This is a genomic window from Citrobacter sp. wls718 (genome assembly GCF_005280945.1).
GTDB classification, from domain to species: Bacteria; Pseudomonadota; Gammaproteobacteria; order Enterobacterales; family Enterobacteriaceae; genus Citrobacter; species Citrobacter gillenii.
Genome location: NZ_SZWV01000060.1, coordinates 21,302 through 22,912 on the forward strand (window position 1 = coordinate 21,302; position 1,611 = coordinate 22,912).

Here is a 1,611-nt window from a genome sequence, read left to right on the forward strand (position 1 = left end):
GCGCACCCGAACCTGCGGCGGCGGGCTCGCCAAACGAGGCATCGACCACGTCATCGGTATCGGCGGCAACTGGCGTCGCGTCGTCGCCGATGCGGAAGAAGTCACTGCCGAGGAAGTCCTCGAACAGGCCGCTGCGCGAACCGAACAAGGCTTCCAGCGGCGAAACGGTGCGCTTTTGCTGGCGCACTAATTGCCGGTAATGGTCGTCGCACAACAGCATGGTGCTGTGACGACCGTTGAGATTGGCTTCCACCCGCACGGTGGCGGGTTGGCCGCAGACCTGGCATTGTTTTCTGGCCATGCTGATGCTCCTTAGAAGGTTGAAAAGGTTGAGGCGACGAGGCATCGCGAGCCGCGACACCTCGTCTCGGGCCGGGTTTTTCTTGTGACGAACGAGCCGGCGACGTCAGCCGTTGATCGGGATCGAGCGTCCCTGCTTCGGCGCGCTGACCTCGCGCTTGTCGATCGTGACCGTGAGCACCCCGTTCTTGAACGATGCCTTGATCGAATCCTGGTTGGCGTCGTCAGGCAGGTTCAAGGCACGCTGAAAGCTGCCGTAGGAGCGCTCCACACGGTGGAAGCCACCTTCCTTCTTCTCCTGTTCCTGGCGCTTCTCGCCACGCACCATCAGCACGTCGTTGTCGAGGGTGATCTGGATGTCCTTCTCCTCGACACCGGGCACTTCCAGGGCAATCTTGTACTGCTTGTCGGTTTCCTGGATGTCCAGGGCCGGCTTCAGCATGCCCGACCAATCGGATGGCCACTGCGGCATGTTCAACGCCGGAAAACCGAAGCCCCGGAATGCGTCATCGAACAGCCGGTCGATTTCCCGATGCAGTTGCAGGATCGGGCTGACTGGCCCGCTCGCCGCTGGCAGGTCATTGCGCTGCACCGGCAGGGAAGAGGCGGTCTGCTGCTCTTGCTGCTCGTTCTTGAACCAGTTCCAGGGAGCCAACTTCTTGAAATCGATGTCCATGTCATACCTCCAGAAAAATTGGAAAACGAGTTACTCAAGCCCTTTGCCTGCTGCGACGGGCAGTGCGCCCAGGCGACACGGGCTGCTCGGATGACTTCTGCTGTTCACGCTTGCGCATCACCTCCTTCTTTGCTCCGGCTCGGGTCTGATCATTGATGCACTGATCGATTTCACTTTGACGAAGCCGCCACGTCCCGCCCACCTTGAAAGCCGGAATTTCCCCGTGTGCGGCGAGCCGATAAAGCGTCCGCTTGCCGACTTTCAAGTACGCAGCCAATTCATCGAGCGTGAAAATCACCTGTAGGTGCGCTTTCATCTCACCCTCTCCAATCGCGTCGCTTTGCGGTTCCGGCCAAGGATATCCTTGCAATACTTTGTAATATTAGACCTACTATGAAAAACCTCAAGAGTCAAGAGTCAATGTGCAGCGTTCTCCCGCCCCATTGATGCAGGTCAACTGCTCAGGCAAGGCACAGGGGGGCGGCCTGATCAGGCAATGGACAGCGCCTGGCTCCTCAGCCTGCGTGTGCCACAGGCGCCTCGATCAAACACCGATCCTCACGTTGTAGCCGAGTGCCCGCAGCCCCTTGCTCGTCTGCATGTTCCTTGGCGGAAACTCGTCTGGGCGCGCCCAG

General features: G+C 59.6%; 2 protein-coding genes and 1 pseudogene. All 3 read right to left on the reverse strand.

What is annotated here, in order from left to right:
- Nucleotides 1–301 (reverse strand): annotated as a pseudogene (locus FDW95_RS23780) (Clp protease ClpC); the annotation flags it as partial.
- A 105-nt stretch (nucleotides 302–406) separates the two neighbouring features.
- Nucleotides 407–976: a small heat shock protein sHSP20 gene (gene hsp20 / locus FDW95_RS11935; RefSeq protein ID WP_000350435.1), complete on the reverse strand. Its 570-nt coding sequence runs from the start codon at nucleotides 974–976 to the stop codon at nucleotides 407–409.
- Between the two features lie 34 nt (nucleotides 977–1,010).
- The gene (locus tag FDW95_RS11940) at nucleotides 1,011–1,292 is read right to left on the reverse strand and encodes a helix-turn-helix domain-containing protein (protein WP_000643630.1); all 282 of its coding nucleotides are present in this window, start codon (nucleotides 1,290–1,292) and stop codon (nucleotides 1,011–1,013) included.
- Nucleotides 1,293–1,611 lie beyond the last annotated feature (319 nt).

Excerpts from the sequence above, each read along its gene's own strand:
- hsp20 (WP_000350435.1), bottom strand. The coding sequence starts at position 976 with ATGGACATCGATTTCAAGAAGTTGGCTCCCTGGAACTGGTTCAAGAAC.
- FDW95_RS11940 (WP_000643630.1), bottom strand. The coding sequence starts at position 1,292 with ATGAAAGCGCACCTACAGGTGATTTTCACGCTCGATGAATTGGCTGCG.